This is a genomic window from Acinetobacter sp. YH12231 (assembly GCF_013417755.1).
GTDB lineage: Bacteria > Pseudomonadota > Gammaproteobacteria > Pseudomonadales > Moraxellaceae > Acinetobacter > Acinetobacter amyesii.
The window spans coordinates 1-16,651 of sequence record NZ_VPDJ01000031.1; the positions used below are offsets into that span (position 1 = coordinate 1).

Below are 16,651 nucleotides of genomic sequence, written 5' to 3' on the forward strand. Positions count from 1 at the left end.
TGATCATGCCGACCTTAAAGAAAATATCATTTGGCATACCACGTAACATTACTGCTAAAAAGGCGCCAATCAACCCTAGAGGGACAACTAGCATCACAGAGAATGGAATTGACCAGCTTTCATAAAGCGCTGCCAAGACAAGGAAAACGACTAACATCGACAACAGTAATAAAAACAAGGTTTGTGATTCCGACTGTTTTTCTTCTAGAGAAATCCCAGTCCACTCATAACCCACACCTTTCGGAAGTTGTTCAATCAAATTTTCCATCTCAGTCATGGCTTGTCCTGAAGATATACCTGCTGCTGGACTGCCAGAAATACTCAATGATGGACGACCGTTGTAACGATTGTATTGTTGTGGGGAATGTTGCCAAATTGGAGTAATTATTTCAGACATTGAAACCAATTTACCGCTTTGACTGTTCACCTTAATCTGAAGAATATCTTCAATACTCATGCGTGATTTGGCATCAAGTTGCACAATGACTTGCTGCATACGGTCATGATTTGGAAAATCATTGATATACATCGAACCCATTGAGGTTGAAATAATATCGGTCACATCACTGAAATTAACACCTAATGCCTGCAATTTATCTCTATCAATTTTAAGCTGTACAGAACTGCCATCTGGCAAACCTTCAGGATAGACCTCCGCCACGATTTTACTTTGTGCTGCTAATGCTAAAAGCTGATCTTGTGCTTCTCTTAAAGCAGGCATGCCAATATTGCCACGATCTAATAATCTCAGTGAAAAACCAGATGAGTTACCCAATTCATCAATTGCTGGTGGTAACACAGACATGGTTTGACCTTCTGAACTTTCAGCCATCGCTATATTGGCATTATTCACGACTTCTTGTGCCGTAATAGTACGCTCTTCGAATGGCAATAGATTGGTAAAATACATCGCTGTATTCTGACCAGATCCACTAAAACCAAAACCTAAGACCGCCATATTGTCTTTAATCCCCGTTTCTTGGTCTAAATAATTTTGAAACTCAGCAACGACTTTACGGGTACGTTCTTGAGTTGCATCCGCAGGAAGTTGAATCGAAGTCATAAACCACCCCTGATCTTCTTCTGGCATAAACGCAGTCGGAACGTGTTTAAAACTAAAAATCAGCACAATGACAATGCCTAAGAAACATAACATTGCGAGGGTTTTATGTTTAATTACTTTAAATAAACTGCGTTCATAGCGATTGTTCAGCTTCTCAAAACTGCGATCAAACGATGCAAAAACACCCTTTTTCTGATGGTCTTGATCAATCGGTTTTAACATCGTTGCACATAACGCAGGGGTTAATGTCAGTGCAAGGAAAGCTGAGAATAAAATTGAAACCGACATGGTAATGGTGAACTGACGATAGATAATCCCCACTGAGCCTGACGCCAATGCCATCGGCAAGAATACAGCGGCTAACACTAAGGTGATGCCAATAATCGGATTGGTAATTTCCTTCATGGCTTTAGATGTGGCTTCAACTGGAGATAAGCCTTCTGTCGCCATAATGCGTTCAACATTCTCAATGACCACAATCGCATCATCGACAATAATCCCGATCGCAAGCACCATACCGAACATGGTCAGCACATTAATCGAAAAACCAGCAAGCAGCATGACTGAGAATGTGCCAAGCAATGCAATCGGTGCAACAATCGCCGGAATTAAGGTGTATCGAACATTGTGTAAAAAGATAAACATGACAATAAAAACTAATGCCATAGCTTCAAGCAATGTCATGATTACTTTTTCAATCGAGATTTTTACAAAAGGTGCAGTGTCGTAAGGTATAGAGAATTTCATACCATCAGGCAGTGCTGAACCTAACTGTTCAATTTTCGCTTTAACACCTTCTGCAGTCTTGACAGCGTTGGCACCAGGACTCATTTGTATCGCCACAGCTGTAGAGGCTTTGCCATTTTCTAAAATCGCAAAGTTATACATCTGTGCCCCGATTTCGACACGAGCGACATCCGACAGTCGAACATTGGCGCCATTTTGTTGAGCACGTAAACTAATTTTCTTGAATTGCTCTACAGTTTCTAATTGACCTTGAGCAGTTAAAGGAATAGTAATTTGTTGCCCCGTCAAAGCAGGAACATCACCAATACGACCTGGTGATATCGGCAAGTTTTGGTTTTGGATGGCTGTATTCACATCTTGAATACTCAATCCATAAGAAACCAAACGATCTGGATCGACCCAAATCCGCATGGCTTTTTCAGCACCAAAATTTTGGACTTTACCAACACCGTCAACCCGCTTTAATTCTTCAATCACATAGCGAGTCATATAGTCACTGACATCAATTTCACTATATTTGCCATTCGGTGAACTTAAGCCCACCATCATTAAAAAACCAGACGACGCAGCATCGACCATCAGCCCTTGTTGTCGCACTGTTTGAGGTAAGCGTGACTCAATGGCTTTAATTTTGTTTTGCACATCAATTTGTGCAAGTTCTACATCTGTACCTGGTTTAAATGTTGCGGTGATTGTTGCTGTTCCAGAACTATCTGAACTTGAACTGTAATAAAGTAAGTTTTTGACACCTGACATTTCCCGCTCAATCAAGGTCACAACACTATCATTCAATGTTTTTGGCGTAGCACCTGGATAGATTGCCGTAATACTAATCTGTGGTGGCGCAACACTTGGGAATCGTGCAATAGGTAACTTGGGGATGCTTAGTACACCCAACAGAATAATAAATAAAGCAATCACCCATGCAAAAATAGGACGCCTAATGAAAAATTGGGACATTATTGCTGTCCTCCATTTTCCTTAATATTTGTAGGTTGCCACTGCTTAATTTTTAATTTTTGCTCAGGCTGTATACGATCAGCCCCTTCAACAATGACTTTCTCACCTGCTTGTAACCCTTGTTTGATCACATAGTTATTTTGATAACGTTGACCAAGCTGAACAGGCTTGCTTTGCGCTAAACCTTTTTGATTAACAATCGTAACATTGGCTTTACCACTAATATCATGTTGAATCGCTTGTTCTGGAACTAGGAGCGCATTTTCAACTTGAGCTCGGCTCATATTGACTCGAACATACATGCCTGGCAAAAGTTTTTGATTTTCATTATTGGCTAAAATACGGATTGTGACATCACCCGTATCAGGATCAACTTTAGTATCCGAAAATAGGATTTCACCTGTAACGTTATAAGGTTTACCCTGACTATTTAGGATTTCAACCGTATGTTTGGTATTTGACACGTCACCTTGCTGTAAAGCTTCCTGTAGTTTTTCATAATCACTAATTGATTGCTTTACATCAACATAGACTTTATTAATCTGTTGTATTACGGCCATTGCATTAGTATCACCTTGACCAACTAATGCACCCTCAGTCACTAAGATTTCACCAATCGTTCCCGAGATAGGGGCTGTAACAGTCGCATATTTAAGATTAAGTTGTTGTCTGCTTAACATGGCTTGCATTTGCGCCACATCGGCTTTTGCTTTTTGATAATCTGCTTCGGTATTGTTGTATTCCTGCTGACTAACCGCATTTACTTTTACTAATTCAGTGTAGCGTTTTAACAGCACCTGCAAACGTGTCACCTCAGCTTGTGCACGGTTTAAAGTGGCTTGATTGCTTTTTACATCTGCCTGAAATATTTCAGAATTCAATTTAAAAAGCGGTTGACCTGCTTGCACATAAGAGCCTTGCTTAAAAAGTACTTTATCAACAATTCCACCTACTTGCGGGCGAATTTCAGCAATACGGTAAGCGACAACACGGCCTGGAAGATTTTCAATTAAATTCATGGAATGCGGTAATACCGTGATGGTACTGACAACCGCTGGTGGCATTTCTGTTGGGGACTGTTCAGCATCTTTGGCTTGTGTACAGCCGATTAAAAGTACAGTTGTAATAAGTATTGAACCTATTAAATGATAATGTGTTGACATGCTTTTTCAGAGGGGGGGTTTTAGATACTACTATTTTGAAATAGCAGTGTTTATGAATTGCTGATGTTGTGTGGAGATTGTGTGGAGATTGTGTGGAGAGATTAAAAGATTTATTTTTTAATGACACGCTTAAACAGCGTGGCTTGTAAATTAGTATAAATAATTTTGTTGTTCTACAATTTTGATCGTATCTTAGTTTTTTCTCATAGTTCATGAACTTTAAAATTCTAAACCAAGACTAATATTTATATAAGCAATTGAAAATACAATACATAGTTTCTTTATACACTTATGAAGTGAACTTTAGGTGAACATAAGTTAAATAGAAATTTTTAATTAGTTCAGCACAAACGTACAATCTTTAAGGCCTATAACTCGATACCGTTCTCTCTTTGATGTTTATTGCTATCTAATTGAGTGAACTCTGTGGAAATATTTCTTTATACATTAAGCGTTATGTATAGCCCAGGCCCTGTAAATTTTATGGGGCTAAATTCTGGCCTTACAGGTCAATTAAAAAAGACTATAGGATTTTACCTAGGCATTGGTTTCGCCATGTTGATCTTATTCGTATTGTTTGGCTATATAGGTGAAGCTGTTATTCCACATGGATTGATTCATTATATTGCTTTAGCGGGTGCAATTTATACATTCTACTTGGCTATAAAAATGATTAGGGCGAATGTAGAAACAACTCAACAGCAAGAAAGCCATCTAACATTCTTAAATGGCTTATTTATTCAGTTATTAAATCCAAAAGCCATTCTCGTCATTCTACCTGTTACGACAATTATGTACCCTGCAGCCAAAATCACAGGAATCATGATCTTGATAGTTTCTTTACTGATTTCACTTGGTGCTGTTGGCGCACCATTCACCTATGCTCTGGTTGGAAAAGTATTAGGCAACAAAATTGCTAATCCTATCTGGTTTAATCGGCTAAATAAGCTGATGGGTATACTCTTGATTTTATCAGGGCTTTTTATGTTCAAAGATTTTCTTAATGGAATAAATCTGCTGTAGGACAAATTAGCCGTTCAAATCGAACGGCTATCTTTTAATATTTATCATTTTCCATTGAGTGGGAGTTAAACCAAATGTTTTTATAAAATGTCTGGTCATATGACTCTGATCAAAAAAGCCTGCATTTAAAGCAGCATTAACAATAGACTCCCCTTGAGCAAGGTAGAACTTAACTGTTTCTAAGCGACGCATGATCATATAACGGTGTGGGCTAGTTCCAAATAATAATCGGAAATCACGAGAAAGGCTCCAGCGGTCACGATCAGCATGTTTCTCTAAATCTGACAAACTTAAGTTTTCATGTGGATACGCCAAAATACACTCACGCGCTCTCTCTGCTGCCTTGTAGTCAAATTTTTTGTTTTGGTTAGATGAAGTATCTGAAATTTCACACAGTGTAGTTGCCAAATCAAATAGAGCATCTTCCTCTTCTAGGGTATCCATATAATTATTTATATTATTTAGAAAGCTATCCATTGCCCTAAACAGGCGAATATCATTACTTAAGCCATGTCTGATAAAAGGCAAAGGTTTACCCTTTAAAATGGTTTGGATCATCGCTGGTTCGATGTAAATCATTCTATAGCGATAGCCATCTAATGTTCCTGATTCACCATCATGCTTTTCATCCGGGTGTAGAACCATAGTCATGCCTGGCAAGCTATGTTGCAATGTACCTTTGTAATGAAAGTTTTGAACTCCGGAAAGAGTCCTGCCAATAGCATAAGTATCATGTCGGTGAGGTTTATAAGCATAATTGGAAAGAAATGCTTCAATTCTTTCTAATTTATGATTTTGAGTGGGGGATCTCACAATCCAATTATTTCCACTGGAGAAATCAGGCATAATTGATGGCCAATTTTTCGTAGATTCTATTGTAGATTATTTTTCACTTTTCCTAAAATTAACATAATACACGTTATACGTAATGCTTGATATTTCTCTTTAAATATCATTATATTAAAGCAAGCCGTTCTGAAATATAGGGCACCAGCAGAGCGGCTTTTTATTGATTATTCATGTTCCACGCTTAAAATTCGAACAGTGTTTCATGATTTTTATAAGTTAAACTAAATTTAGTTGCTAATCCCAATAAGCTATTCACTAACTTGTAAATATCGGTATACCGCCTGACGACTAATCCCAAAAGCTTTCCCTAATGCCATTTTCGATGGATACTTCCCCTCCTTCCATGCTTGTCGTAAAGCTTCAGCTTGGTCAGGCTTTAGTTTATGCACCCGACCTTTGTACTTCCCCTGAGCAGAGGCGAGTTTTATTCCTTCCTTTTGCCGCTCTAAAATGATCTCACGTTCGAACTGTGCAAAAGCACCCATCATTTGAAGCATCAAATTATCCATCGGGGTGGATTCGGCTGTAAAAGTAATATTTTCTTTTACAAACTGGATGGCGATCCCTCGTTTGACCAGTTTATCTACTTCAGTGACCAAATCTTTTAGGCTTCGCGCAAAACGATCCATTGAATGTACAATCACCCTGTCCCCTTCCCGGACATAGTTCAACATTTCCTGAAATTTAGGTCGGTCAGTATTTTTACCTGAAGCACGGTCAACAAAAATCCGGTCGACCTCAATTCCTTCAAGTTGACGTCCAGTGTTTTGCTCGACAGAACTTACCCGGACATACCCTACTTTTTGGCCTTTCACTTTTTCACGCCCCAATTGGATAAAAATGAACAATTTCGTAAATTATAATTCTTTAACACTAAAGTTACATGTTACTTATGATTAAAAATCATTTAAATGATACATAATTTCATGAACTTCCAGATTGTAACTTTAGGGTATACTTTAAAGTTACACAAAACATCTATATGAAGACTAAAGTCCAAATTAGTGTTTATGTTGGTTCAATGTATTACATTTCGTATTTTCTATTTGTAACGTAATTTCAGTAATATTATGATTATGTTTTAGAACTTCTAAGGCCTTTTGATAGAGTTGATCTGTATTGCTATTCGGAGCAACCAAATGAGCAGTTAAATGAATATTTCTTGAGGATATAGCCCAGACTTTCAACTGATGAATCCCTTCAACGCCCTCTAGCTTCAATAAATCATTTCTTAACGACTCAATATCAATCTCATCAGGAACTCCTTCAAGCAGAATATGAATACTTTGTTTTAATAAAATCCAAGTTCGAGGTAAGACCCAGAAGCCAATTAACACAGCGATTACGGTATCAACCCACATCCACTGGGTAAAATAAATAACTATTCCTCCGATAATCACGCCTATCGATCCTAGAGCATCACTAAGAACTTCTAAATATGCACCTTTTATATTTAGACTTCCTTCAGCACTAGCAGAAAGGATTTTCATTGAAATCAAATTTATGACCAAACCAATGACCGCGACAATCATCATTCCAACACTTTGAATTTCAGCAGGATTCGTAAAACGTTGATAAGCTTCATATACAATATATATTGCTACCACAAAAAGCATCACCGCATTAAACAGAGCCGCTAAAATTTCAAATCGCTGATAGCCAAAAGTTCTTTTATCATCTGCGGCTTTTTTACCAATTTTGATAGCGGCAAGAGCAATAGCTAAAGCGGCTACATCAGTAAACATATGAGCTGCATCAGATAACAAAGCCAAACTTTGGGTAATAAAAGCAGCGACAACTTCTACTATTAAAAAAGTAGTCGTTAAACCTAAGGCAACCATTAACTTCTTACTATTTTCTTCAGTAACAACCGCATGGCTATGATCATGATGTTCTGACATAAAATATTTTCCTTATTCTATTTATGATGAGCAGAGATATTGGATAACAGCCAATATCTCTGCTGTAAATCGACTAATCTATTGGATTAAGAAACTTTCTTTTCATTTATCCAACGATAAAGCACGGGTAACAGCACCAAAGTTAGTAATGTTGAAGAGATAATCCCGCCAATCACTACGGTTGCCAGTGGCCGTTGAACCTCAGCCCCTGTTCCGGTTGCCAGCGCCATTGGTACAAAACCCAGTGAAGCCACACAAGCTGTCATCAACACTGGTCTTAAGCGCAAAATAGCCCCTTGCCACACGGCTTTATGCACTGGATATTTGTCCCTTAATTCCTTAATAAAGGTCAGCATTACCAGTCCATTGAGGACTGCAACACCAGATAAGGCAATAAAGCCAATTCCAGCTGACATCGATAATGGAATATCCCTTAGCCAAAGGAACAGCACACCACCGGTCAAGGCAAAGGGTACCCCGGTAAAGACCAATAGACTTTCTTTGACATTGTGAAAGACCGCCATCAGTAAAATAAAGATAGTGATTAAAGCCAGTGGAATCACGATTTGCATCCGTGCTTTGGCTGAAGCCAAATTTTCAAACTGACCGCCATATTCTATCCAATAACCACTTGGCAAAGTGTATGCTTTGAGCTGTGTCTGTACATCAGAAACAAAAGACCCTAAATCACGCCCTTCAACATTCGTTGTAACCACAACTCGGCGTTTACCATTTTCTCGACTGACTTGGTTGATTCCTTCAATGGTCGAGACTTGCGCGACATCCGACAATAAAATACTGCCACCATTTGGAAGCTGAATAGGTAACTGGGAAACAGATGCGACACTACGGTCTTGCTCTCCAAGACGGATAACAAAATCAAAACGACGATCGCCTTCTAAAATCTCTCCCACGCTTTGTCCACCAATACTGGTTGCCACAAGGTCTTGAATTGAACGCACACTCAAACCATATTGTGCAGCCAAAGTTTTATTTACCTCGACATTCAGTAATGGCAAACCTGAGGTCTGCTCAACTTTCACGGCACTGCTACCCGATATTTGCTGAATGATTTTGGAGATTTTAGTCGCCTCAGTATTGAGGACATTCATATCATCACCGAAGATTTTCACACCAACATCACTACGCACACCTGAGATCAATTCATTAAATCGGAGTTCAATCGGTTGTGAAAATTCACTATTATTGCCTGGAATCGTGGCTAAATACGTCACCATACGGCCACGTAATTCATCTAAACTTTCTTTAGGATTTGGCCATTCTGAACGAGGCTTTAACATGATATAGCCATCTGAAATATTGGGTGGCATGACATCTGTTGCAACCTCGGCTGTACCCGTTCTGGCAAATACTGCCTTAATTTCAGGGAAACTCTTTAAAAGAAGTTTTTCAGTATTCTCCTGAATACGTAAAGACTCTTCTAAGCCTGTACTTGGTGAACGTAACTGTTGTACCGCAAAGTCTCCTTCACTGAGCTGTGGTGCAAATTCACTGCCGAGTTTGGTACTGATAAATCCCGTAATCACTAATACACACAGTGCAAAAGTCAGCACAACTGCTTTGTATTGATACGAAATATCAAGAGTTTGCTGATATTTAGCTTTTAGCCATAACATCCAACGACTTTCTTTTTCTTGAATATCGCCTTTGACCCACAATGCCACAGCAGCAGGCACAAAGGTGATCGATAAAATAATGGCTGCAACAAGGGCGAGTACCACTGTCAATGCCATCGGATGGAACATTTTTGCTTCCACACCACTTAAAGCAAAAATCGGCAAATACACCACCAAAATAATAAGCTGACCAAAAATAAGAGGACGACGTGCTTGGCGGGCAGCCAGAAAAACTTCCTTAAAGCGTTCACTTTGTGTGAGAGGTCGTTTTAACAGTTGCTGTGTATGGGCTAAACGCCGGATACAGTTTTCGACAATCACCACAGCACCATCGACAATGATGCCGAAATCGAGTGCACCTAAACTCATCAGATTGGCACTGATATTTTTCTGTGCCATCCCGGTTAAGGTAAACAGCATAGAGAGTGGAATGACACAGGCAGTAATCAAGGCAGCACGGATATTCCCTAAAAACAGGAACAGAATGATGATGACCAGGATTGCTCCCTCTACCAAGTTTTTCTGAACGGTTTTAATCGCCTTCTCAACCAAGGTAGTACGGTCGTACACCGTTTCAATCACTACCCCTTTAGGCAAACTATTCTGAATATCTTGAAGCTTGGCATCCACAGCTTTAGAAACAGTCCGGCTATTTCCCCCCATCGCCATCATGGCAATCCCTAAAACGGTTTCTTTGCCGTTATAGGTTGCCCCACCGGTTCTTAAATCATGCCCAATAGAGACTTGCGCAATATCACCAACCCGAATTGGGCTGCCATTTGGGCTACCCAGCATGGTGTTCTCAATATCAGAAAGCCCATTGAATGTACCCGGTACACGTACCGTCAGTTGCTGACCATTGTCTTCAATATAACCTGCACCTCGGTTCTCATTATTTTGCGCTAAAGCCTGTTGCAGTTGTTCTAATGAGATATTCAGTTGCTGCATCCGGTTTAAATCGGGAGAGACCACATAGGTTTTTTCAAAACCACCAATACTGTTGACCTCTGCAACTCCCTTAACACGTTGCAGTTGAGGACGCACAATCCAGTCCTGAATCTCACGTAAATCCATCGGCGTGTATGCAGTTCCATCCGGCTTTTTCGCATTCGGATCTGCCTTCAGTACCCATTGATAAATCTCACCGAGACCCGTAGAAACGGGGGACATCGTCGGTGCGATTTGTGCAGGCAACTCAGATTGCGCCTCCTGTATCCGTTGGTTAATCTGCTGACGGGCCCAATAAATATCAGTCCCATCTTTAAAGACAATGGTGACTTGAGAGAGTCCATAACGGGATATGGAACGGGTAAGCTCCAGATCCGGAATGCCAGCCATGGCATTTTCAATGGGATAGGTAATCCGCTGTTCGACTTCAAGCGCAGTAAAACCCTTGGCTTGAGTATTAATCTGGACTTGGGTATTGGTAATATCGGGTACAGCATCAATCGGGAGTTTCTGATAGCTATACACCCCGACCGCAATCCAGGTACAGACAAAGAGCAACACCCAAATCGCATTTTGTATGGAAAACTGAATGATTCGTTCGAATAAACCTTCTGGTTTTGGCAGATCAGAATTAATGTTCATGGCCTGCCTCGTCTTTTTCTAATTCAGATTTCAACAAGAAACTGCCTTGAGCGATATACTTCTGCCCTTCAGTCAGCCCAGAAATCACTTCAAGCCATTGTCCATCACTTGAAGCCTGCCCCAATTGCACTTTCTGTGCTTTTAAGTGGACTTGACCTTTTTGTTCTGAATCTACGATGAAAATACTGTCTTCACCTTCAATACTTTGCAGCGCAGACTTTTGAATCCGAAGGGCTGATTTTGCTGTAGCTTCCGGAATCAACACTCTCACTAACACATTAGAACGCAACTCAGTAGCTTGCGCATCGAGTTTTGCGCGCACCACCAGACGCCCTGTTTGTACATCTGCCTGAGAGGTTAAGCTTTGTACAGTAGCTTTATAGATTTGATCTGAATCATTCACTTTAAAGTCAATTTTTTGCCCGGCTTGCAGTTGACCTGAGAATTGATTCGGCAAATTAAACTCAAGCCATAAATCTTTCAGCTGTTCAATGACAAAGAGCTGATTAGCCAGTTGCACATTTTCACCGACCACAATATCTTTTTGACTGATCACCCCAGAGATCGGTGCTTTAATCAGAAAACGCCCATTGTTATTGCCACTTGCACCTAATGCATTTAAACGTGCTTGTGAGGACTGGACAGTAATCTGCGCTTGACGGTAGGCATTTTCGGCACGCTGGTAATCCTGTTTGGCAGAAATCCCCTGTGACCAGAGTTGCTGTTCGCGCTGGTAATCTTTACGGGCCAAATCCAGATTCACCTGTGCCATACGCAGATTTGCCTGTTGGTCGATCAGTTCAGGCACGATTAGTACAGCCAGCGTTTGTCCTTTTTGCACGCTCTGTCCTAAAGCCACATTGACCTGCTCGACATGACCACTAAAATTAGGCGATATATGCGCTTGTTGATCGGTATTCACCACCAATTTACCTGGCAGGGTTGTCAGCTTTTCAACCAATCCTGTGGATGCAACAGCAACTTTTAAACCTTGTTCAACCATTTGTTGGCTGGTCAGTTGTATTTCGCCTTCTTCAGCATGTCCTTCTTCAGAACTATCTTCATCAGAATGTTCGGCATTTCCCTCATCATGACCATGCCCCTCAGATTCAGTTTTTTTTGAACTTAACCAAATAACCAGACTGACCAAGACCGTAATCAGAATCAAAATTGCAATCATGAGAGACTGGGATATTTTTCCGTTTTGCTTGGCGTTCATTTTATCGTGCTCCCCCATTGATTAAATTTTGCGATGCTTCGACTGCCTTTTTATTCAGTTGTGTATAGGCATCCGAACGGCTAATTTCTTCATAACTTGTGCCAATACTGAGTGCCTCAGCTGCGAGGGCAGTTTGCCAAGCTTGACGTAGAATTTGTAATTGACCCAATCGAAGATTCTGCAGTTGGGTGGTTGCTTGCTGAACGTCGGTAATGGACAGTTTCCCTGCCTGAAACCCTTGTAAAGTACGGCTCTGAACTTTGGTCGCCAAAGTAACTTGTGCTGTTGTGGCATCGAACTGGCTACGTAAACCTTTGAGCTGATGCATGCTGTTGGCAATATTGAGTATTTGTTGCTTCAGCTCACGCTGCTGCTGTTGGTTCAGCAATATTTGCTGTTGCTGGACCATCGGGATCGCATATTGCTGGCGGTTAAAAATATTCAGTGGAATAGCCACGCCGATTGCCAAAGTCGTATCGTTGCTTTCATTAGGGGTTTTGCTACGTTTCATGCCTACATTTAAAGTCGGATTGGGACGTGCCTGAATTCTTAAATTTTCAATTTGATGATCCGATTGCTGAATGTTCAAGGCATAGAATTTTTCTAGCCACCCTTCAGCAATATACCGTTGCACAGTTTGGAGACTTTGCTCTGGCCAAGGGATAGCGGTTTTATTCAATTGAAGATGTGAAGATGTTTCTCCCCCCCACAAATTAGACAGCTGACGACCGGCAGCTTGTTTATTCAGCATCGCTTGCTGATAAAGTCGTTGGATTTCTAGCGCTTCAATTTGGGTACGCTCAAAATCAACCAGGGCAATACTGCCTGCCTGATAGCGTTTCTGGGCACTGTCCAGATTGGCTTTACTTGTTTTTAACTGTACTGAATAAGCAGACTGCTCAACCTCAGCAAGTGCAAATTGCGACCATGCAAATTTAACAATCAGTTGGCTTTGTGCCTTCCATAATTGCTGTTGCAATTGGATTTGTTGATTCGAGGTATTGGCAATCACCCGGTTCAGCTTACGCTGACCAAATAGATCTAGAGGTTGACTAACGCCAACATTGAATTCCTGTTCTTGACCTGAGCCAAAGCCAGACTGTTCTAAACTTATACTTGGATTCTGCCATAACCGACTTTGCTGAATATTCAATTCAGATATTTGCTGAACTTGTTGCCACAGCTTGTCTTGAGTCTGGTAACTTTGTACTTTTGCTAAAGCGGATTCAAAGCTGGTAACGTTTTCAGCATAGCTATATTGCATAGCCGCTGCACATATACAAGCAACCAAGCTATGACGCAAGAGTATAATTGATTGTGAAGACATGATTTTTCCCACTTATTTAAATAATAAAAGTGGTGGGAATGTTTTAGGCTACCCCACCATGAGCGGGGAAAATTCGGGAGGTGGGCTTTGTTGAAACAGGTCAGGAGCCTGATAGCTGTTTTTCCAATGAAATTGTGGATTCACTTTAACTTCAGAGCTTGGATGAAACACATCTACTTTTTCATTTTGTACAATCAAATGCGTCATCGATGGTAGATGATCTTGATGATCTTCACCGATTTCTAAATCGCTACTGAATGTTTTTATGTTTTCTGACTGTCCATTATGATCGTGTTGACGACTATCGCTGGCACACAAGGTATTTTGGTGATGACCAAAATGATAACTCTGCTGTGATTGAGGCTGTTGTTCATGGACACAAAAGGCCGCCGCCACATTCCAAAAGCTTTGGAACATGAACAATCCAACCAAGACTGTAATCCATGTAGTAGAACGCATCATCATAACAATCGAAAAATTTGTACCAAGTATAAGGCTTAGAGCCACTCCAAGGTCAAGCTTAATAAATTAAATTAAACATTCAATGAACACTGAATAGCCGGCACTTTTGCAAATTTACCTTGTCTCTATAAGCTCACATCAATTTCAGGTAAGAATAACAATAGATAGTGAACCGTACCGGGTTTGTCGGAGACTTTTTATTTAAGTTAGGCCACCTGACCTAACGGGTTAATCTTATCATTGTACATTGCTTCAAACTCAAAAGGCGATACATTGTCAACGGCATTCTAAAATTGACCCCTTTTACCTTACAAATGGCAAAGTAAAATTGCCCCCTGAAATCAGAGAAAGAGCGGTTCAATTATTGATTGAATCTGAAAAAGATTATCCTTCTACTTGGGCAGCAATCACAGCTATTGATCCTAAAATCGGTTGTACTCCTGAAACATTGCGTGTTTGGTATCAAAAATATTTAGATCAACAAAATCCTGTCAAAGTACAACAGATATCTGATCAAAAAAAAATGAAGGGTAATCCCCCCTAAAATACTAGCTCTTTAAAAGAGGCAGTATTATGCTTTTACAACATGGTGTTTAACTTGAGAAACTGAATTTAAAACAATCTACTGTAACTCTTCCAGACAGATATGAAATTAATCCACCCCTAACCCTTTAAACACCGCATCCACCGGATCTGCATAAAAGCTGGTCTGGAACTTGGTAAACAGTTCCACAGGAATCGTTGGGATATCTGCCGCACTACTCATTGGTAAAGCAACCTTCTTGGCACCCGCATCAAAAGCAACTTGCAGACATTCGGCAATACTTTCCACCGGTGTCACTGAACCACCCAAGCTCATATCACCCAGTACCACCATCTGACTTTGTACCGATCGTCCTAAGAGGCCAGAAGCGAAAGCCACTAAACTTGGCAGAGCAAGATGGCTGAGCGGGCCGGTATTCTGTAATTCCACCACATGTAAGTGGAAATCATGTTCCAGCACCTTACTGCCCCCCGAGATCCGGGATGCATTGGCCTTGAAGTAATCAAAAGCAATCTTGACCTGTTCTTTGGCACTACTTGAATTCCATAAGCCAGATGTCGCCAATTTTCCTGAACCTTTAGTGACTTGAAGTTCTAAGCGGTATAAGCCTGGCATGCCCTTATTACTGAGGCCAATGGTATACAGGAAGCCTGGTTTAGCAGGACCTTCGGGAATAAGTCCACCTCCACCCTGCTCTTTTACCGAAACAAAATGCTCTTCTAGGGTGTCATTGTCGATATAGCTAAAATGCACATCATAGAATTCCATCCCCCCAATTTTTTTCAGCTGTTCTTTGACCCGACGGCGCACCTGCAGCGCATATTCCAGGCATTGCCGTACATCTTCTTTGTTAAATTGACCATGTGGGTAGAGCAGCTTCATCAATCCAGAAACCGTCTTGCGAACGGCAATCACATCACGCTGATTCAGGTTATTCCCTAGCTTAAAGTACTTCTCAATGGCATCCGCAAAACTACGCTTACGCATTTCCCGGAAGAACTCAGCCAGATAATCAACGATCAAGCCATAACGGTTGGTAAAGAATTCCGGGCGCATTTTCGGAATTTCCCAACCCGGGATATAGGCATGAAAGCGATCAAAGAATGCTGAATCGATCATGGCTTCAGGAAAAGGAGCCAATAAGTGGCTAGTCTTCACCAAGGATTCAACACTTTGGTTAATATTACCCACAAAAACCATCGAAGCTGAGGCTTCCATCTGTTCACGACCACGGGCAAAAGATCCTGAGGCCATGTAGTCTTTCATGATCTGTACGCCATCTTTGTCCTTAAAGGAAATACCAGCAACTTCATCAAAAGCTACCACATCCCATAAGCCCACCAGACCAATACGGCGGCTACTCATGTTATAGAACAGGTTGGCGACAGTCGTTTGTCCACCGGAGACTAAAATACTATTCGGTGAACACTCTTTGTAAATATGGCTTTTCCCGGTACCGCGTGGTCCCAGTTCACAAACGTTATAGTTATTTTCAACGAACGGAACCATACGCGCTAATAGGTGCCATTGCACATCCTCTTTTAACGAAGCCGGTTCCATGCCGATCGAACGGATTAAACTCTCGCGCCACTGATCAGTGCTTAATGCTGCTCTGCCACTGAAAAGTTCATCCATATTCATATTCGGCATTTGAATCGGCTTGAGTAAGCTCACGCCAAATGGAGAACTAGTCTGTCCTTCTTCAAAATAATAACTGAGCGTAGCAATGACCCAGATACCACCAACAAGTAATTTTTCATACTCTTTGACGATGCCTGCCGAGATTTCGGCATCTTTGATGCCAAGATTACTAAATGATGCTTCGTATTTGTCTTTACGCTCATTCAGCTTTACAGTCACCCGATCAATGACCTTATAACTGCCCCGTTCACGGACCAGGGATTTCACCTTCTCGGCTTCATCCGGTCGGACGTAGTTCTCAGCCAGTACGGTCTTTACGTTACGTAGTCCCTGTTCAATGATCTCTGGATCATCCGAGGCACAGTACATCCCCAGCAGGTATTCGAGTACATAGACAGGGACATTGGCCCCTTCTTTGATCAGTTTAGTTAGATCCTTACGTACCACCCGCCCAGCAAAGTGTTCATTCAGCAGCTGATCCAGTTCTTTATCGTTAGCAGATTCCATGTAGGCTACGCTCTATCG

General features: G+C 41.0%; 11 protein-coding genes and 1 pseudogene. 2 read left to right on the forward strand and 10 right to left on the reverse strand.

All coding sequences use genetic code 11. From position 1 onward, the window contains the following. Nucleotides 1–2,773: multidrug efflux RND transporter permease subunit (locus FTV11_RS15205; RefSeq protein ID WP_373688027.1), on the reverse strand; the 2,773-nt coding region annotated here is incomplete at its 3' end. Next, on the reverse strand, nt 2,770–3,933 hold the full coding sequence (locus tag FTV11_RS15210; RefSeq protein ID WP_032073150.1) for an efflux RND transporter periplasmic adaptor subunit: 1,164 nt from the start codon (nt 3,931–3,933) through the stop codon (nt 2,770–2,772). The genes FTV11_RS15205 and FTV11_RS15210, both read right to left, overlap by 4 nt. Nucleotides 3,934–4,359: 426 nt before the next feature. On the opposite strand from FTV11_RS15210, the gene FTV11_RS15215 reads away from it, so the two are divergent. Further along, nucleotides 4,360–4,956: a LysE family translocator gene (locus FTV11_RS15215; RefSeq protein ID WP_074163998.1), complete on the forward strand. Its 597-nt coding sequence runs from the start codon at nt 4,360–4,362 to the stop codon at nt 4,954–4,956. A gap of 27 nt (nt 4,957–4,983) precedes the next feature. Here FTV11_RS15215 and FTV11_RS15220 read toward each other — a convergent pair whose 3' ends face one another. The 7 genes from FTV11_RS15220 to FTV11_RS15250 form a co-directional block, all read right to left on the reverse strand. Next, nucleotides 4,984–5,802: an AraC family transcriptional regulator gene (locus FTV11_RS15220; protein ID WP_032073151.1), complete on the reverse strand. Its 819-nt coding sequence runs from the start codon at nt 5,800–5,802 to the stop codon at nt 4,984–4,986. Nucleotides 5,803–6,053: 251 nt separating this feature from the next. Further along, a complete protein-coding gene (locus FTV11_RS15225; protein ID WP_000678311.1) occupies nt 6,054–6,620 on the reverse strand; it encodes a recombinase family protein in 567 nt (188 codons plus the stop codon). Nucleotides 6,621–6,806: 186 nt separating this feature from the next. Continuing rightward, complete coding sequence (locus FTV11_RS15230; protein WP_005028603.1) at nt 6,807–7,706, reverse strand: cation diffusion facilitator family transporter; 900 nt, start codon at nt 7,704–7,706, stop codon at nt 6,807–6,809. An 86-nt stretch (nt 7,707–7,792) separates the two neighbouring features. Continuing rightward, nucleotides 7,793–10,933 (reverse strand): efflux RND transporter permease subunit, encoded by a 3,141-nt coding sequence (locus FTV11_RS15235; protein ID WP_179994455.1) that lies wholly within the window; start codon nt 10,931–10,933, stop codon nt 7,793–7,795. Beyond that, a complete protein-coding gene (locus tag FTV11_RS15240) occupies nt 10,923–12,152 on the reverse strand; it encodes an efflux RND transporter periplasmic adaptor subunit (RefSeq protein WP_016658777.1) in 1,230 nt (409 codons plus the stop codon). Before FTV11_RS15240 ends, FTV11_RS15235 begins: the two co-directional genes overlap by 11 nt. A gap of 1 nt (nt 12,153) precedes the next feature. After that, on the reverse strand, nt 12,154–13,479 hold the full coding sequence (locus tag FTV11_RS15245; RefSeq protein WP_035269736.1) for a TolC family protein: 1,326 nt from the start codon (nt 13,477–13,479) through the stop codon (nt 12,154–12,156). A gap of 48 nt (nt 13,480–13,527) precedes the next feature. After that, nucleotides 13,528–13,944 (reverse strand): cation efflux protein, CzcI-like, encoded by a 417-nt coding sequence (locus tag FTV11_RS15250; protein ID WP_227591103.1) that lies wholly within the window; start codon nt 13,942–13,944, stop codon nt 13,528–13,530. Between the two features lie 289 nt (nt 13,945–14,233). Between FTV11_RS15250 and FTV11_RS15255 the strand changes: the two are divergent. After that, a pseudogene (locus FTV11_RS15255) lies at nt 14,234–14,470 on the forward strand (hypothetical protein); the annotation flags it as partial. 123 nt (nt 14,471–14,593) lie between these two features. On the opposite strand, the gene brxL reads toward FTV11_RS15255, so the two are convergent. After that, a complete protein-coding gene (brxL, locus tag FTV11_RS15260; protein WP_005021615.1) occupies nt 14,594–16,633 on the reverse strand; it encodes a protease Lon-related BREX system protein BrxL in 2,040 nt (679 codons plus the stop codon). Nucleotides 16,634–16,651: the final 18 nt, after the last annotated feature.